Raw genomic sequence first — 12,979 nt, 5'->3', positions numbered from 1 at the left:
GCCCGGACCGCGCGATCCCTGGCTCGTAACCCCCTTATACCCAGAGTTATCTATACCGATGCATGCACCCTCCAGGAGCCGACACCGTCCTCCTCCGTCACGGGGACGTCAACACCAAGAGCAACACCGTCAAGCGGTACATGGAGGGACTCCTCGCCGAGAATCTCGAGGCCCTCCTCGCGGACCGGTCGATCCCCGGTGAGGTCGAACGCCGGTGGAACCGGCCGCTGATCCACACGACCGAGGACGCGGTCGAGGACGCGACGACCGCGGCAGCCGACGCCTTCGGCGTCGTCTCCGCGAGCCCGTGTCTCACCGTCAGCACCGAGATGGACGCGATCCTCGAGGCCCTCGTGGAGACGGCTCGGGCCTGCTACGACGGCGGCGCCTTCGCCATCGATGCCCGACGGGCCGACAAGCGCCTTCCTTACAATAGCGAGGACATCGCACGCGAGGGTGGGACGGCCATCTGGGAGGCCGTCGAGGACGAGTTCGAACCCGAAGTCGACCTCGACGACCCCGATATCACGTTCGGGATCGAGGTCAGAGAGGAGGGCTCGTTCATCTACCTCGAGAAGCGCTCGGGACCGGGCGGTCTGCCCCTCGGCGCACAGGAGCCCGTGATCGCGCTGATCAGCGGCGGGATCGACTCGCCGGTCGCCGCCTACGAGATGATGAAACGCGGGAGCCCGGTCGTGCCGGTGTACGTCGATCTCGGACCGTTCGGCGGCATCGACCACGAGGCGCGCGCGATGGAGACCGTCCGCATCCTCTCGCAGTACGCCCCGAACTTCGACATGCAGGTCTACAAGATTCCCGGCGGCGAGACGCTCTCCGTACTCGTCGAAACGATGGAGGAGGGCCGAATGCTCTCGATGCGTCGCTTTTTTTACCGGGCCGCCGAAGTGCTCGCCGACCGCGTCGACGCTCACGGCATCGTGACGGGCGAGGCCGTCGGCCAGAAATCGAGCCAGACCGTCCAGAATCTCGGCATCACCAGCCGCGTCACTCGTCTGCCGATCCACCGGCCGCTGCTCACCCGAGATAAACACGAAATCGTCGCCAGAGCCCGCGAAATCGGCACGTTCACCGACTCGACGGTCGACGCCGGCTGCAACCGCGTCGCGCCCGACCGCGCCGAGACAAACGCCAGACTCGAGCCGCTGCTCGAGGTCGAACCCGACGACCTGCTCGAGCGGGCCGAGGAGGCCGCGAGAAACGCCGAACTGGTCGAGCCGTAGCGGGCCGCCGGCGGCGTTCGCTCGAACCGGATACCGCCGATCCGTGTTTTGTCACCGTCGCGTCTCGAGGATCCATCTTGAACAGTTCCTCCCTTCTTCAAATAATGCAAACAGTCACAAGTACCAATATGTAATCGACCGAGTGAAATCATGGTTATGGTGAACAAGAGAGGGGCGGTTCGACGGCGAACGGTACTGAAAACGATCGGTGCGGTCGGTGCGATCGGAAGCGCAAGCGGCGTCGCCTCGGCGAGCGGGAGCGGCGGTCGCAGCCCGGGACTGGAGCTCGTCGGCCACTCGACGCTCGGCGCGCGCGACGGGGCGAACACCCACGCCGCGGTGAACGAGGATCTCGATCTCGCGGCGGTGGGATCGTTCGTCTCGGTCGATCCCGAAGTCCGGATCGTCGACATTTCGGATCCGACCGACCCCGAGATGACCGCGGTAATCGAAACGGGGTTTGGCAACGACATCCGCAACACGGATATCCACCCCGACGAGCCGCTGATTTTCACCGCCAACGAAGGTTCTGGAGAGGGCAATTGGGCAATCGTCGACGCGGACGACAAGCACAATCCCGAACTCATCGGTAATTACACCGTCGACGGTGCGGACAGCGGCACGCACAACGTGCAGGCCTACACCCACGGCGACGACGACTACCTCATCACGTGTGGTCACGGCCGCGGGTTCGTCGTCTTCGACATCAACGACCCCGAAGAGCCCGAGGAGGTCTATCACTTCCACGAGGAGCCCCACACCGTTCACGCCGCCCACGTTCAGGGCGACTACGCCTACCTCGCCCACTGGGGCGCGGGCCTGTGGATCATCGAGCTGGGCGACCTGAGCGATCCCGAGGTCGTCGGTTCGTTCGACTACCGCGAGGAGGAGGCCGACGTTCCGCTCCGCGCGTGCCATCACACGGTTCCACACCCCACGGAAGACCTCTGTCTCGTCGGCGAGGAGGTCGGCGGCCGCGATCCGGGGTACAAACACATCGTCGAGTTCGATCTCGAAACTGGCGAGACCGAACTCCTGTCCTCGTTCCAGTTCCCACAACACGCCCCGCAGCCGACCGGTACCCAGTCCTTCTGGTGGACGGGCCACTTCTCGGACTGGGGCGTCGGCGACCAGGAGGACGTCGTCTTCAGCGGCGACTACAAGGCCGGCGTCCAGGCGTTCGACCTCTCGGATCCCGAAGATCCCGTCCGCATTTCCCAGTACATGCCGACCGAGGGTGTCGGCGAGGTCCGCCGCGAGGACCCCGACCGGTTGGACCTGCTGGATAACGTCCCGTTCGCCTGGGGCGCGGAAAGTCAGCTCGCAGGAGACAGCGGACGCGTCTACGTGGCCGACGCCACTACCGGGTTCTACGTCCTGGAACTCGAGGGATACTGACGGCGCCGCGCCGTCGGAACCGCGGTTTCGGCACACGAGTCGCTCACGGCTGAGGCCGACGATCCGTTCGGACGTGCCGAGGACCCGCGAAACACGACCGATACCGACCGCGGGTCCCTGCGCCGTGCACATGCAGGAGGGATCGTTTTGCCGCTCGAGGAACACAAACAGAACGTGTACGAGCGGATTCTCTGTCCGACGGACGGAAGTGACAACGCCGACCTAGCTGCGAAGCGGGGAATCCGGATGGCCGAGCAGCACGACGCCGAGTTACACGTGCTCTACGTCGTCGAGAAGTCCCGGGAGGACCCGGAACAGAAGGGACTCGAGGAAAAGATCACCGAGGGACGACAGGAGGGCCGGAGCGTCGTCGAACGAATCGAACGCGACGCGGCCGACGCCGGGATCGGGGTCGAGTCGACCGTGACGACCGGCGTCCCGCGAACGATGATCGAAACCTACACCGACGACCACGATATCGATGCGATCGTTATGGGATCGACCGGAGCGGACGGCGTTTCGGAGAAGCTCATCGGCACCGTCTCGAAGTACGTCGTCAACGAAGCCCCCGCTGACGTGCTGATCGTCAGACGGGACTCCGAAATCGAGTGACGGCTCTCGTCCGGGAGACGAAACGCCCATTATCCGGATCCGCCAACTCTCAGGCAGTGACCCGCGTCTGTCTCGTCGGCGACTCCGAGGTGAACCTCCAGTACGAGCTCCTGTCCCGAGAGACCTCCCGCGAGGCGCTCGCGACCTACGACCTCGAGCGACCGTTCGAGAACACGCTGGCGGTCCGGACCGTCAGCATCGGCGCGGCGGTTTCGCTGTTGAACGATCTCGACTGGTACCTGACGCGGTTCGTCGACGAGGCGCTCGTCCAGGAGCCCTCCGTGAGCGAGACGGAGTGGCTCTCGCGACCGCTCGCCCGCGAACTGCGCAACGGCACCGTCGAGCCCGCGGAGACCGACGAGTTCTGCAAGATCTACGGGCTCGAGCGACCCGGCGAGGACGAACAGGGGAACGGGCCGGGCGACGAAACCGAAACCGACGGGATGGGTCCGATCACCGTGACACCGCGACTCGTGGAACCGCTGTACGTCCGCCGAACGGACGGCGAGTTGCCGGAGTACGACCTCCGTGACGTCGACGAGACGCTCGTCGTGCGGCTTACGGAATCGGAGTACTCGCCGTAAGTCGACGCCACAAGTCGGCGGAACTGCCAAGATGCCGGGGTCCGGCGGTCGTGACGCGGCGTCACTCGTCGTCTGAATCGCCGGCCGTCTCCTCCTCGCCGCTATCGTCCGTCTCTTCACTGTCGTCCGCCTCCTCGTTATCAGACGGGGAGTCCGACTCGGAGCCCTCGTCACCGTCGCTGTCGCTGTCTCTGGCGAGTTCGTGCTCGGTTCCCTCTCGGTCGACGACAGTCACAGAGACGTCGTCCACTGGTTCCCCATCGTCCGACGCGCGGACGAGCGCTCCGACCGTCGTCTCCTGTTGGGCACAGCCCATCTCGTCGCTCGCCTCGTCGCTGACGACCGCCTCGAGGTCGAGCGTCCCGTCCTCGACGGTGACGGACTCGACAATCAGCTCGTAACATAGGTTCGGTGCGCCGGCCTCGACTGCGGCCAGCGGGCACTCCTGGAACGGCGTTTCGTCGACGAATTCGGAGACCGCGTCCTCGGAGTCGCCGCCGATACGCCGCTCCTCGAGCCACTCTTCGGCGTGCTCGCGCTCGAAAAACAGGGCTGCGTTCGGCTCGGCCGCGGACTCATCGTACCGGAACGCCTGTACTTCGGTCTCTTCTGTCTCGTCGCCGTCCGTCGCCCCGTCGTCGGATCCGCCGTCGTCGGATCCGGTGTCGTCCGTCGCGTTATCGCCGTCGTCAGTATCGGCCGAACTCGACGACCCACCGAGGTCGTCAGCGACACATCCGGCGGTGAGTGCGAGCAATCCTGCCGTGCCACACAACAGACCGCGCCTGGAACTGTCTGTCATCGTTTCTGTACAGACAGGGCCTAATATAATTACAGTTAGGGTAGGTGAAAGAGCGCTTTTGTTGCCGAAGCAACCAGTTACCCGAACAGTCCGGTCGAGAGGTAGCGCTCGCCGCTGTCCCAGAAGACGGTGACGACCAGCGGACAGTCCTCGGGGCTCTGGCCGCCGTCGGTTTCGGGGGTCGCCTGTCGCTGGCTATCGAAGACGTCCGGGACCTCCGGACAGTCGGTCTCGGGTTCGGCGATCTCCTCGCCGATCCGCTGGGCGACGAGACTCGTCGCGCCGCTGGACTGGCCGACGAGGATGCCCTCCTCGCGGGCGAGTCGGCGACACTCGTCTTCGGCGTCCTCGAGTCGAACCGTCTCGACGCGATCGATCAGGTCGAGATCGAGATTGTCGCTGACGAAACCCGGCCCCATCCCCTGGAACTCGTCGTTCCCGGGCTCGCCCGTCGAGAGGACGGCGTTACGCGCCGGTTCGACGGCAATGATCTCCATCTCGGGGAACTCCTCGCGAAGCCGCCGACCGGTGCCCGACAGCGTGCCACCGGTTCCGACGCCGGCGACGAAGGCGTCGATCTCGCGGTCGCCGACCTGTTCGACGATCTCCTCGCCGGTCGTCCGGTAGTGTGCTTCGGGGTTGGCGGGGTTCTCGAACTGGCCGAGCTGGACCGCTCCCTGGGCCTCGAGTTCGTCTGCACGAGCGCGGGCGTCTTTCATCTCGCCCTCGACGAGTTCGAGTTCGGCGCCGTAGGCGGCCATGACTCGGCGGCGTTCCTCGGACTTCGAGGCTGGCATGACGATCGTGAGGTCGTAGCCGCGAGCGGCGGCGACGAGCGAGAGACCGATGCCGGTGTTGCCGCTGGTCGGTTCGACGAGCCAGTCGCCGGGTTCGATCCGCCCGTCGCGTTCGGCAGTCCGGATCATCTCGAGTGCCGGCCGATCCTTGGCCGAGCCTCCGGGATTGAACGATTCGACTTTGGTGGCGACGGTCACCCCCTCTGGCGAGTCGACCTGGACGAGTGGCGAGCCGATCGTGTCCAGGATACTTCCCTTCATTGCAACCGCGTAGGAAGTCGAGACGTAAACCCATATTGGACACAGGCAGGACGTGCCGCTGTCGTGGAGCGACCGATCGGGAGTGAAAACGGTGCGATCTACGGCCGGGGAGTCGTCGGCGACTCGCCGTCCGCACCTGCGATTCGCTCCTCGGCGTACGCCTCGGCCGCGTCGAGAACCGTCGTCTCCTCGGCCGCCGCCCGTTCGATCATGCCGAGAAGCCGCCTCTCGATCTCCTCGGCTTCCGCGTAGGCTTCCTCGTACGTGCCGCCGAAGTGGTCCTTGGCGACCGTCACCAGGCCGCCGGCGTTGATCACGTAGTCCGGCGCGTACAGGATCCCGCGTTCGCGAAGCGCGTCGGCGTGGCGGCGCTCGGCTAGCACGTTGTTCGCGGCGCCCGCGACGATATCGCACTCGAGCGTGGGGATCGTCTCGTCGTTGAGGATCCCGCCGATCGCACACGGCGCGAAGACGTCACAGGACTGTTCGTAGACGGACTCCGGCTCGATCGTCTCGGCGCCGTGTTCGGCCGCGAACGCTTCGACGGCTTCCTGGTCCACGTCCGAAACCGTCACCGCGGCGCCGGCCTCGAGCAGTTCCTCGGCGAGCGACCGTCCGACCTTGCCGAGTCCCTGGACGACGACCTCGAGACCCTCGACGTCGCTTCGGCCGTAGACGTGTTCGGCGCAGGCTCGGATCCCGCAGAAAACCCCGTGTGCCGTCACTCCCGATGGATTCTGCAGCCCGTCGCTCGTCCCGACGACGTGGTCGGTCTCTCGAGCGACGACGTCCATCTCCGCGGCGCTCGAGTTGATATCGACCGACGTGATGTAGCGCCCGCCCATGCAGTCGACGGCGCGGCCGTAGGCCTCGAACAGCGCCTCCGATTTGATCTCGTCGGGATCGCCGAGGATGACGGCTTTCCCGCCACCCAGCGGGAGGTCAGCGGCGGCCGCCTTGTACGTCATCGCCTTCGAGAGGCGCAGGACGTCCTCGAGTGCGGCGTCTTCGGTCTCGTAGTCGAGGAGCCGCGTCCCGCCGAGAGAGGGTCCCAGGGTCGTGTCGTGGACCGCGATGATCGCTTGCAGCCCCGTCTCCCGATCCGTAAAGTACGACACCTGTTCGTGACCGGCCTCGCCGATCGAGTCAAATACCATGTATAATAGTCTTTCCCTTCCCGTAAAAATACTACCGGCTCGCAACGCTTATGTATGCTACCGATTCCCCCGGCTCGTCGACCGGCGGTGACTTTTTGCTCGCCTCGCGTGACGAGTCTGTATGGATGGCATCGTCTTCTTTCGGACGGAACGCCACGACGACATCGTCTCGTTTTATCGGGACCTCGGCGCGACGGTCTGGCTCGAGCAACCTGACTGTACTATCCTGCAAGCCGGCGGCTTCCGGTTCGGCTTTTGCGACCGCGACTCTGCGGATACCGAGGGGATCGTCACGTTCGTCTTCGACGACCGCGCCGGCGTAGACGAGTTGTACGAGCGACTGGGCGACCGGGCGGACGACGAGCCACGGTTCAACGAGACGTACGACATCTACCAGTTCTTCGCGTCGGATCCGGAGGGTCGAACCGTCGAGTTCCAGACCTTCGAGTAACGGGCAGCGGGTCCGGAAAACCGTGCCAGAAGCATCGCTGTTAAGCCCTCGACGACGCAACGTGTGCGCATGAGTCTCGAAACCATGCGACCGAACCCGACCTGGGACGCCGCCTCCTACGAGGACACCGTCGACACCCTCGCCACCCACGACGACCTGACCTACAAGGTCTGGGGCGGCGACTGGTGCAAGGACTGTCGCGCCCTGCTGCCCGACTTCGGCGCGGCGCTCGAGGCCGCCGACGTACCAGCAGAGCGAATCGACGAGATCGCCCTCGACCAGGACAAGCAGGGGCCAGGCGTCGACGAGTACGAGATCGAGTATATTCCGACGATCGTCGTCGAAGACGAATCTGGCGACGAGATCACCCGCTTCGTCGAGGAAGAGGACGTTCCGCCAGCCGTCTGGCTCGCGCAGGAACTCGAGTCCGAACTCGAGACGGAAACAGCCTGAATCCGGTTAGAACGGCACGTCGTCTTCGGTTTCCACGCCTTCTTCAGTACCAGACTCCTCGAGCCACGCGATCGCCTCGTCGACGTCGTGCGTCGGCGGCGAGCAGGTCCGGTTTCGGCAGACGTACAACGTCGGCTCTCCGTCGCGGGCCTCTCGGCCGGCCCAGACGGCCGGCGCACCCTCGAGTCCCAGCCGGTCGAGCCACTCCTCGAGGCCCTCCTCGGTCGGCGGCCGGAGCGCGAACAGCCGGTCCGGCAGGTACCGCGAGGCGAACGCTTCTCGCCACTCGGCGGGCAGTTCGTCCGCGGCGACGGTCACCTCGAGTGCACCCGACTCGAGGCGGTCCGCGCCGAGACAGAGGGTCGCGTGCTGGAGCGCGTTCGACTCGAGGCGGCCGGCGTGAGTCCGGAGGACGGACGCCGCGATTTCCTCGAACTCCTCGTCGACGGCTTCTGCTCGTGGGCTTCGCGCCTCGCTGTCCGTGAAGCCGTCCAGCGCGAGGAGGGTCTCCACCGCGACTCCCGCAGCAGAAGGCGTCGACTGGTCAGTCAGCTCCTGGGGTCGCGTGACGAGGGATTCGCCGCTCTCGGGCGTGAAGTAGATCGTCTCGCGCTCGTCGTCCCAGAACTCGGCTTCGATAACGCGGGCGAGTTCGAGGGCAAAGGCGAGGTGGTCGACGTCGCCCGTCGCCTCGTAGCAACCGAGGGCACCGCGCGCGAGGAAGGCGTAATCCTCGAGGTAGCCCTGGACGGCCACGTCGTCGTCCTTGTAGCGTCGCGACAGCCGTCGCTCGTCCGCGTCCCAGAGCCGATCCCGAACGAACTCGAGGGCGTCGACCGCCATTTCGGCGTACTCGTCCTCGCCCAGCACGAGCCCCGCTTCGGCACAGGTCGCGATCATCATCCCGTTCCAGCTCGCGAGCACCTTCTCGTCGCGGTTTGGCCGCGGTCGCTCCTCGCGGGCCTCGAACAGCCGCTCGCGGGCGGACTCGAGCCGCTCTTCGATCTCGTGCTCCTCCAGGTCGAACCGATCGGCGAGTTCGGGGATCGACGCGTCGATATTGGGCTGGTTTTGGCCCTCGAAGTTGCCCGACTCGGTGATGTCGAAGCGATCGCAGAAGAGGTTAGCGTCGGTCTCGTCCTCGAGCACGTCCCGAACCTCGTCGGTCGTCCAGACGAAAAAGGCGCCCTCCTCGCGCTCGCCGGTCTCGGGATCCTCGCTCTGGGCGTCGAGCGTGCTGAAGAAGCCGCCCTCGTCGTGGGTGAGCTCCCGGGAGACGAACTCGAGGGTCTCCCGCACGGAGTCAGCGTAGCGCTCGTCGCCCGTCAGCTGGTAGCCGGCGAGCAGCACCCGCGGGATCTCCGCGTTGTCGTACAGCATCTTCTCGAAGTGGGGCACCGTCCAGTCCTGGTCGACGCAGTACCGGTGGAAGCCGCCGCCGACGTGGTCGTAGAGCCCGCCCTCGATCATCGCGGTAAGCGAGCCCTCGAGCACCTCGAGATACTCCTCTCGACCAGTGCGGTCGTACGCCCGGGCGAGCACCCGCAGCCGCGACGGCTGGGGGAACTTCGGTCCGCCGGAGCCGAAGCCGCCGTTCTGACGGTCCGCGCTCCGGAGCGCCGCGTCCGCAGCCCGCTCGAGGACGTCGCTCGAGGGCGGTTCCGCGGCGCCGACCGCGTCGTCTGTCTCCTCGAGCTGATCTTTCGCCGCAGCGGTCCACTGGTCGGCCCGGTTCTCGATCTCTTCGCGGTCGGTCTCCCAGGAGTTGCGCAGGTTCTCGAGGACGTCGAGAAAGCCCGGCTGGCCCCGCTTCGCTTCCTTCGGGAAGTAGGTCCCGACGTAGAACGGCTTCCCCTCGGGCGTGAGCCACGCCGAGAGCGGCCAGCCGCCGCCGCCGCTGACCAGCTGGCAGACCGTCATGTAGATGCTGTCGACGTCCGGGCGCTCCTCGCGGTCGACCTTGATCGGGACGAAGTGCTCGTTGAGTTTCTCGGCGACCTCCTCGTCGGCGAAGCTCTCCTCTTCCATGACGTGACACCAGTGACACGCCGAGTAGCCGATCGAGAGAAAGATCGGCACGTCGCGTTCCTTCGCCGTCTCGAGGGCCTCCTCGTCCCACGGCTGCCAGTTGACGGGGTTGTCCGCGTGCTGGCGTAGATACGGACTCTCCTCCTCGTCGAGACGGTTTCGCTGGGTTGGCTGGTCCATACCCTCGGCTACGGTCGGCAATAATAAAAGTCCGGTGTGTGTTGCTAGAACCGGACGGTCCAAACTGGCAATAGATCGACGTCGGCTGCGGCGACGCCGGACGCCAACTCTTCGGGCCGTTAGGCCGTCTCTTCCTGCAGCAGGCGTCGGAGCACGAGGTGGAGGACGCCGCCGTTCTCGACGTACTCGACGGCCATCGGCGTGTCGACCTGTGCGGTCACGTCGAACTCGACGGTCTCGCCGTCAGCCTTCTCCGCGCTGACGGTGAGTTCGGCCCTGGGCTCGAGGCCGTCCTCCAGCCCTTCGATCTGGAAGTACTCGTCGCCATCGAGGCCGAGTTCCTCCCAGCCCTGGCCCTCGGCGAACTGAAGCGGCAGGACGCCCATGCCGAGGAGGTTGTCCCGGTAGATGCGCTCGTAGCTCTTGCCGATGGTCGCGCGGATCCCGAGCAGGTCGGTCCCCTTGGCGGCCCAGTCGCGGCTCGAGCCGGTGCCGAGCTCCTCGCCGGCCATGACGATCAGCGGCGTGTCGTCGTCGCGGTAGCGCTCGCTCGCGTCGAAGACGGTGGTCTCTTCGCCACTCGGGTGATGGATCGTGTAGCCGCCTTCCTTCCCGTCGAGCAGTTCGTTCTCGATGCGGACGTTCGCGAACGTGCCGCGCATCATGACCTCGTGGTTCCCGCGGCGGGAGCCGTAGGTATTGAACTCGTGTGGTTCGACGCCGCGTTCTTTGAGCCACTGGCCGGCAGGCAGATCCTCGCCGAAGAGGCCGGCGGGGCTGATGTGGTCGGTCGTGACCGTGTCACCGAGCGTCAGCAGCGCGCGAGCGTCCTCGACGTTGTCGACCCCCGGTTTCTCGAGCGGGAACTCCTGGAAGAACGGCGGCTCGCGGATGTATGTCGACTCGTCGTCCCAGTCGTAGACGTCGCCGGTCGGTGCGTCGAGGGCCCCCCAGCGCTCGTCGCCCTCGTAGACGCTGGCGTACTTCTCCTCGAACATCTCGGGGGAGATGCTGTCGTGGATGGTCTGGCGGATCTCCTCCGGATCCGGCCAGACGTCCTCGAGGTAGACCTCCTCGCCGTCGTCGTTCGTCCCGAGGGGCTCGTTCTCGAGGTCGACGTCCATCCGGCCCGCGAGGCCGTAGGCGACGACCAGCGGCGGGCTGGCGAGGTAGTTGGCCTGGATCTTCGGGTGGATGCGGGCCTCGAAGTTGCGGTTGCCCGAGAGGACGCTCGTCGTCCAGAGGTCGTGTTCGTCGATGGCGTTCTCGATCGGCTCCGGGAGCGGCCCGGAGTTGCCGATACAGGTCGTACAGCCGTAGCCGACGACGTGGTAGCCCAGTTCCTCGAGGTCGTCGAGCAGGTCGGCACGCTCTAAGTACTCCGTGACGACGCGGCTGCCGGGTGCGAGGCTCGTCTTGACGTACTCGGGAACTTCGAGGCCCTGCTCGGCCGCGTTGCGGGCGAGCAGCCCGGCGCCGACCATCACGGACGGGTTCGAGGTGTTCGTACAGCTCGTGATGGCGCTGACGAGGACGTCGCCGTGGCCGATCTCGATCTCGGTGCCGTCTTCGAGTTCGACGGGAACTTTCTCGTCGAGCGGGAGACCGGGACCGGATGCGGTCGAGTTCGCCGCTGACGCGCCGCTACCATCTCCAATGGCGGGCTCGCCACCCGCACCGATGACGCCCTGCTCGCGGAGCAGGTCCGGGAAGTGCTCGTCCAGATCGCCCATCGGAATGCGGTCGTGGGGCTTCTTGTGGCCCGCGAGGCTGGGTTCGACCTCGTCGAGATCGAACTCGACGGTTTCGGTGTACTCCGGGTCCTGCTCGCCGAAGAGGCCCTGGGCCTCGAGGTACTCGCGGACGAGTTCGATGTGGTCGGGATCGCGGCCCGTGAGCTCGAGGTACTCGAGGGTCTTCTCGTCGACGGGGAACATGCTGATGGTCGAGCCCTGTTCGGGGGCCATGTTGGAGATGGTCGCCCGATCCGCGACGGAGAGCTGCGAGACGCCGGGGCCGTAAAACTCCACGAACTTGTCGACGACGCCGACCTTGCGGAGCTTCTCGGTGATGTGGAGCACCAGGTCCGTCGCGGTCGCGCCCTCGGGGAGCTCGCCCGAGAGACGGACGCCGACGACCTCCGGTAGCGACATGTTGATCGGCTGCCCGAGCAGCGCGGCTTCGGCCTCGATCCCGCCGACACCCCAGCCGACGACGCCGATGCCGCCGATCATGGGGGTGTGGCTGTCCGTGCCGACGAGCGTGTCGGGGACGAGCCACTGTTCAACGTCGGACTCGTCCGACGAGCCTCCGCTCGCTTCGTCTTCTCGCGAGCTCTGCTCGCTCGAACGGTCCGAGGGACTTCGTCCCTCGCTACTCGCGGAGACGCCGTCAACTTCACGTACGTCGACGACGCGGCCGAGGTGTTCGAGGTTGACCTGGTGGACGATCCCCGTTCCCGGCGGAACGACGTTGAACTCGTCGAACGCCTGCTGGGCCCACTTGATCGCACGATATCGCTCCTCGTTGCGCTCGTACTCGATCTCGACGTTCTGTTCGTAGGCGTCGTCGGTGCCGAAGTGGTCGACCTGCACGCTGTGGTCGATCACGAGGTCACAGGGGACTTCGGGTTCGACGACCGTCGGGTCGACGCCCTTGCGGTCGGCGGCCGAGCGCAGCGCCGCGAGATCCACCACTGCGGGAACGCCGGTCAGGTCCTGCAGGACGACCCGCGAGACCGTAAACGGCACCTCGGCGTCCGGAACGTCCGGTTCCCACGAGGCCGCGGCACGGATCGAATCGGCGTCGATCTGGTCGCCGTCGGCGTTCCGGAGCACGGACTCGAGCAGAATCCGGATGCTCACGGGCAGTTTCTCGAGGTCACAGAGCCCCTCCTCCTCGAGAACCGTCAGGTCGGCCATCTTGTACGTCTCGTCGTCGTGTTCGAACTCCCGGATGGCCTCCGAGAACTCATCAGTTGCCATACGAAAACTCTGAAGCCCCGGTATTTGAATC

General features: G+C 65.9%; 11 protein-coding genes. 6 read left to right on the top strand and 5 right to left on the bottom strand.

From position 1 onward, the window contains the following. Window positions 1–62: 62 nt before the first annotated feature. The 4 genes from CV102_RS21390 to CV102_RS21375 all read left to right on the top strand — a co-directional run bounded on the left by CV102_RS21390 (window position 63) and on the right by CV102_RS21375 (window position 3,835). Window positions 63–1,241, top strand: coding sequence for a tRNA sulfurtransferase (locus tag CV102_RS21390; protein ID WP_148860057.1), 1,179 nt, complete (start codon window positions 63–65; stop codon window positions 1,239–1,241). Between the two features lie 156 nt (window positions 1,242–1,397). Continuing rightward, window positions 1,398–2,639, top strand: a complete 1,242-nt coding sequence (locus tag CV102_RS21385; RefSeq protein ID WP_233710770.1) for an LVIVD repeat-containing protein — start codon at window positions 1,398–1,400, stop codon at window positions 2,637–2,639. Window positions 2,640–2,813: 174 nt separating this feature from the next. Then, window positions 2,814–3,251 (top strand): universal stress protein, encoded by a 438-nt coding sequence (locus CV102_RS21380; protein ID WP_148860055.1) that lies wholly within the window; start codon window positions 2,814–2,816, stop codon window positions 3,249–3,251. Between the two features lie 56 nt (window positions 3,252–3,307). Next, a complete protein-coding gene (locus CV102_RS21375) occupies window positions 3,308–3,835 on the top strand; it encodes a DUF5804 family protein (RefSeq protein ID WP_148860054.1) in 528 nt (175 codons plus the stop codon). Between the two features lie 61 nt (window positions 3,836–3,896). Here the strand turns inward: CV102_RS21375 and CV102_RS21370 are convergent, their stop codons facing one another. The 3 genes from CV102_RS21370 to CV102_RS21360 all read right to left on the bottom strand — a co-directional run bounded on the left by CV102_RS21370 (window position 3,897) and on the right by CV102_RS21360 (window position 6,852). Further along, entirely contained in the window at window positions 3,897–4,637 is a 741-nt protein-coding gene (locus tag CV102_RS21370) for a hypothetical protein (RefSeq protein ID WP_187433067.1), read from the bottom strand. Between the two features lie 77 nt (window positions 4,638–4,714). Then, a complete protein-coding gene (locus CV102_RS21365; protein ID WP_148860053.1) occupies window positions 4,715–5,695 on the bottom strand; it encodes a PLP-dependent cysteine synthase family protein in 981 nt (326 codons plus the stop codon). A 98-nt stretch (window positions 5,696–5,793) separates the two neighbouring features. Continuing rightward, complete coding sequence (locus CV102_RS21360) at window positions 5,794–6,852, bottom strand: Leu/Phe/Val dehydrogenase (RefSeq protein WP_148860052.1); 1,059 nt, start codon at window positions 6,850–6,852, stop codon at window positions 5,794–5,796. Window positions 6,853–6,973: 121 nt separating this feature from the next. Here CV102_RS21360 and CV102_RS21355 point away from each other — a divergent pair, with 121 nt between their 5' ends. Both CV102_RS21355 and CV102_RS21350 read left to right on the top strand, forming a co-directional pair. Continuing rightward, window positions 6,974–7,303 carry a VOC family protein gene (locus CV102_RS21355; RefSeq protein ID WP_148860051.1) on the top strand — a complete coding sequence of 110 codons (330 nt, stop codon included), beginning with the start codon at window positions 6,974–6,976 and terminating at the stop codon, window positions 7,301–7,303. A gap of 69 nt (window positions 7,304–7,372) precedes the next feature. Further along, window positions 7,373–7,756, top strand: coding sequence for a thioredoxin domain-containing protein (locus CV102_RS21350; protein ID WP_148860050.1), 384 nt, complete (start codon window positions 7,373–7,375; stop codon window positions 7,754–7,756). Window positions 7,757–7,762: 6 nt separating this feature from the next. On the opposite strand, the gene CV102_RS21345 is transcribed toward CV102_RS21350, so the two are convergent. Together CV102_RS21345 and acnA are read right to left on the bottom strand one after the other, a co-directional pair. Further along, a complete protein-coding gene (locus tag CV102_RS21345) occupies window positions 7,763–9,964 on the bottom strand; it encodes a thioredoxin domain-containing protein (RefSeq protein WP_148860049.1) in 2,202 nt (733 codons plus the stop codon). Window positions 9,965–10,083: 119 nt separating this feature from the next. Then, the gene (gene acnA, locus CV102_RS21340; protein ID WP_148860048.1) at window positions 10,084–12,948 is read right to left on the bottom strand and encodes an aconitate hydratase AcnA; all 2,865 of its coding nucleotides are present in this window, start codon (window positions 12,946–12,948) and stop codon (window positions 10,084–10,086) included. Between the last annotated feature and the right edge of the window lie 31 nt (window positions 12,949–12,979).

It is taken from the genome of Natronococcus pandeyae (assembly GCF_008122205.1).
GTDB lineage: Archaea > Halobacteriota > Halobacteria > Halobacteriales > Natrialbaceae > Natronococcus > Natronococcus pandeyae.
This window is presented reverse-complemented; position numbering and strand designations above follow the sequence as displayed.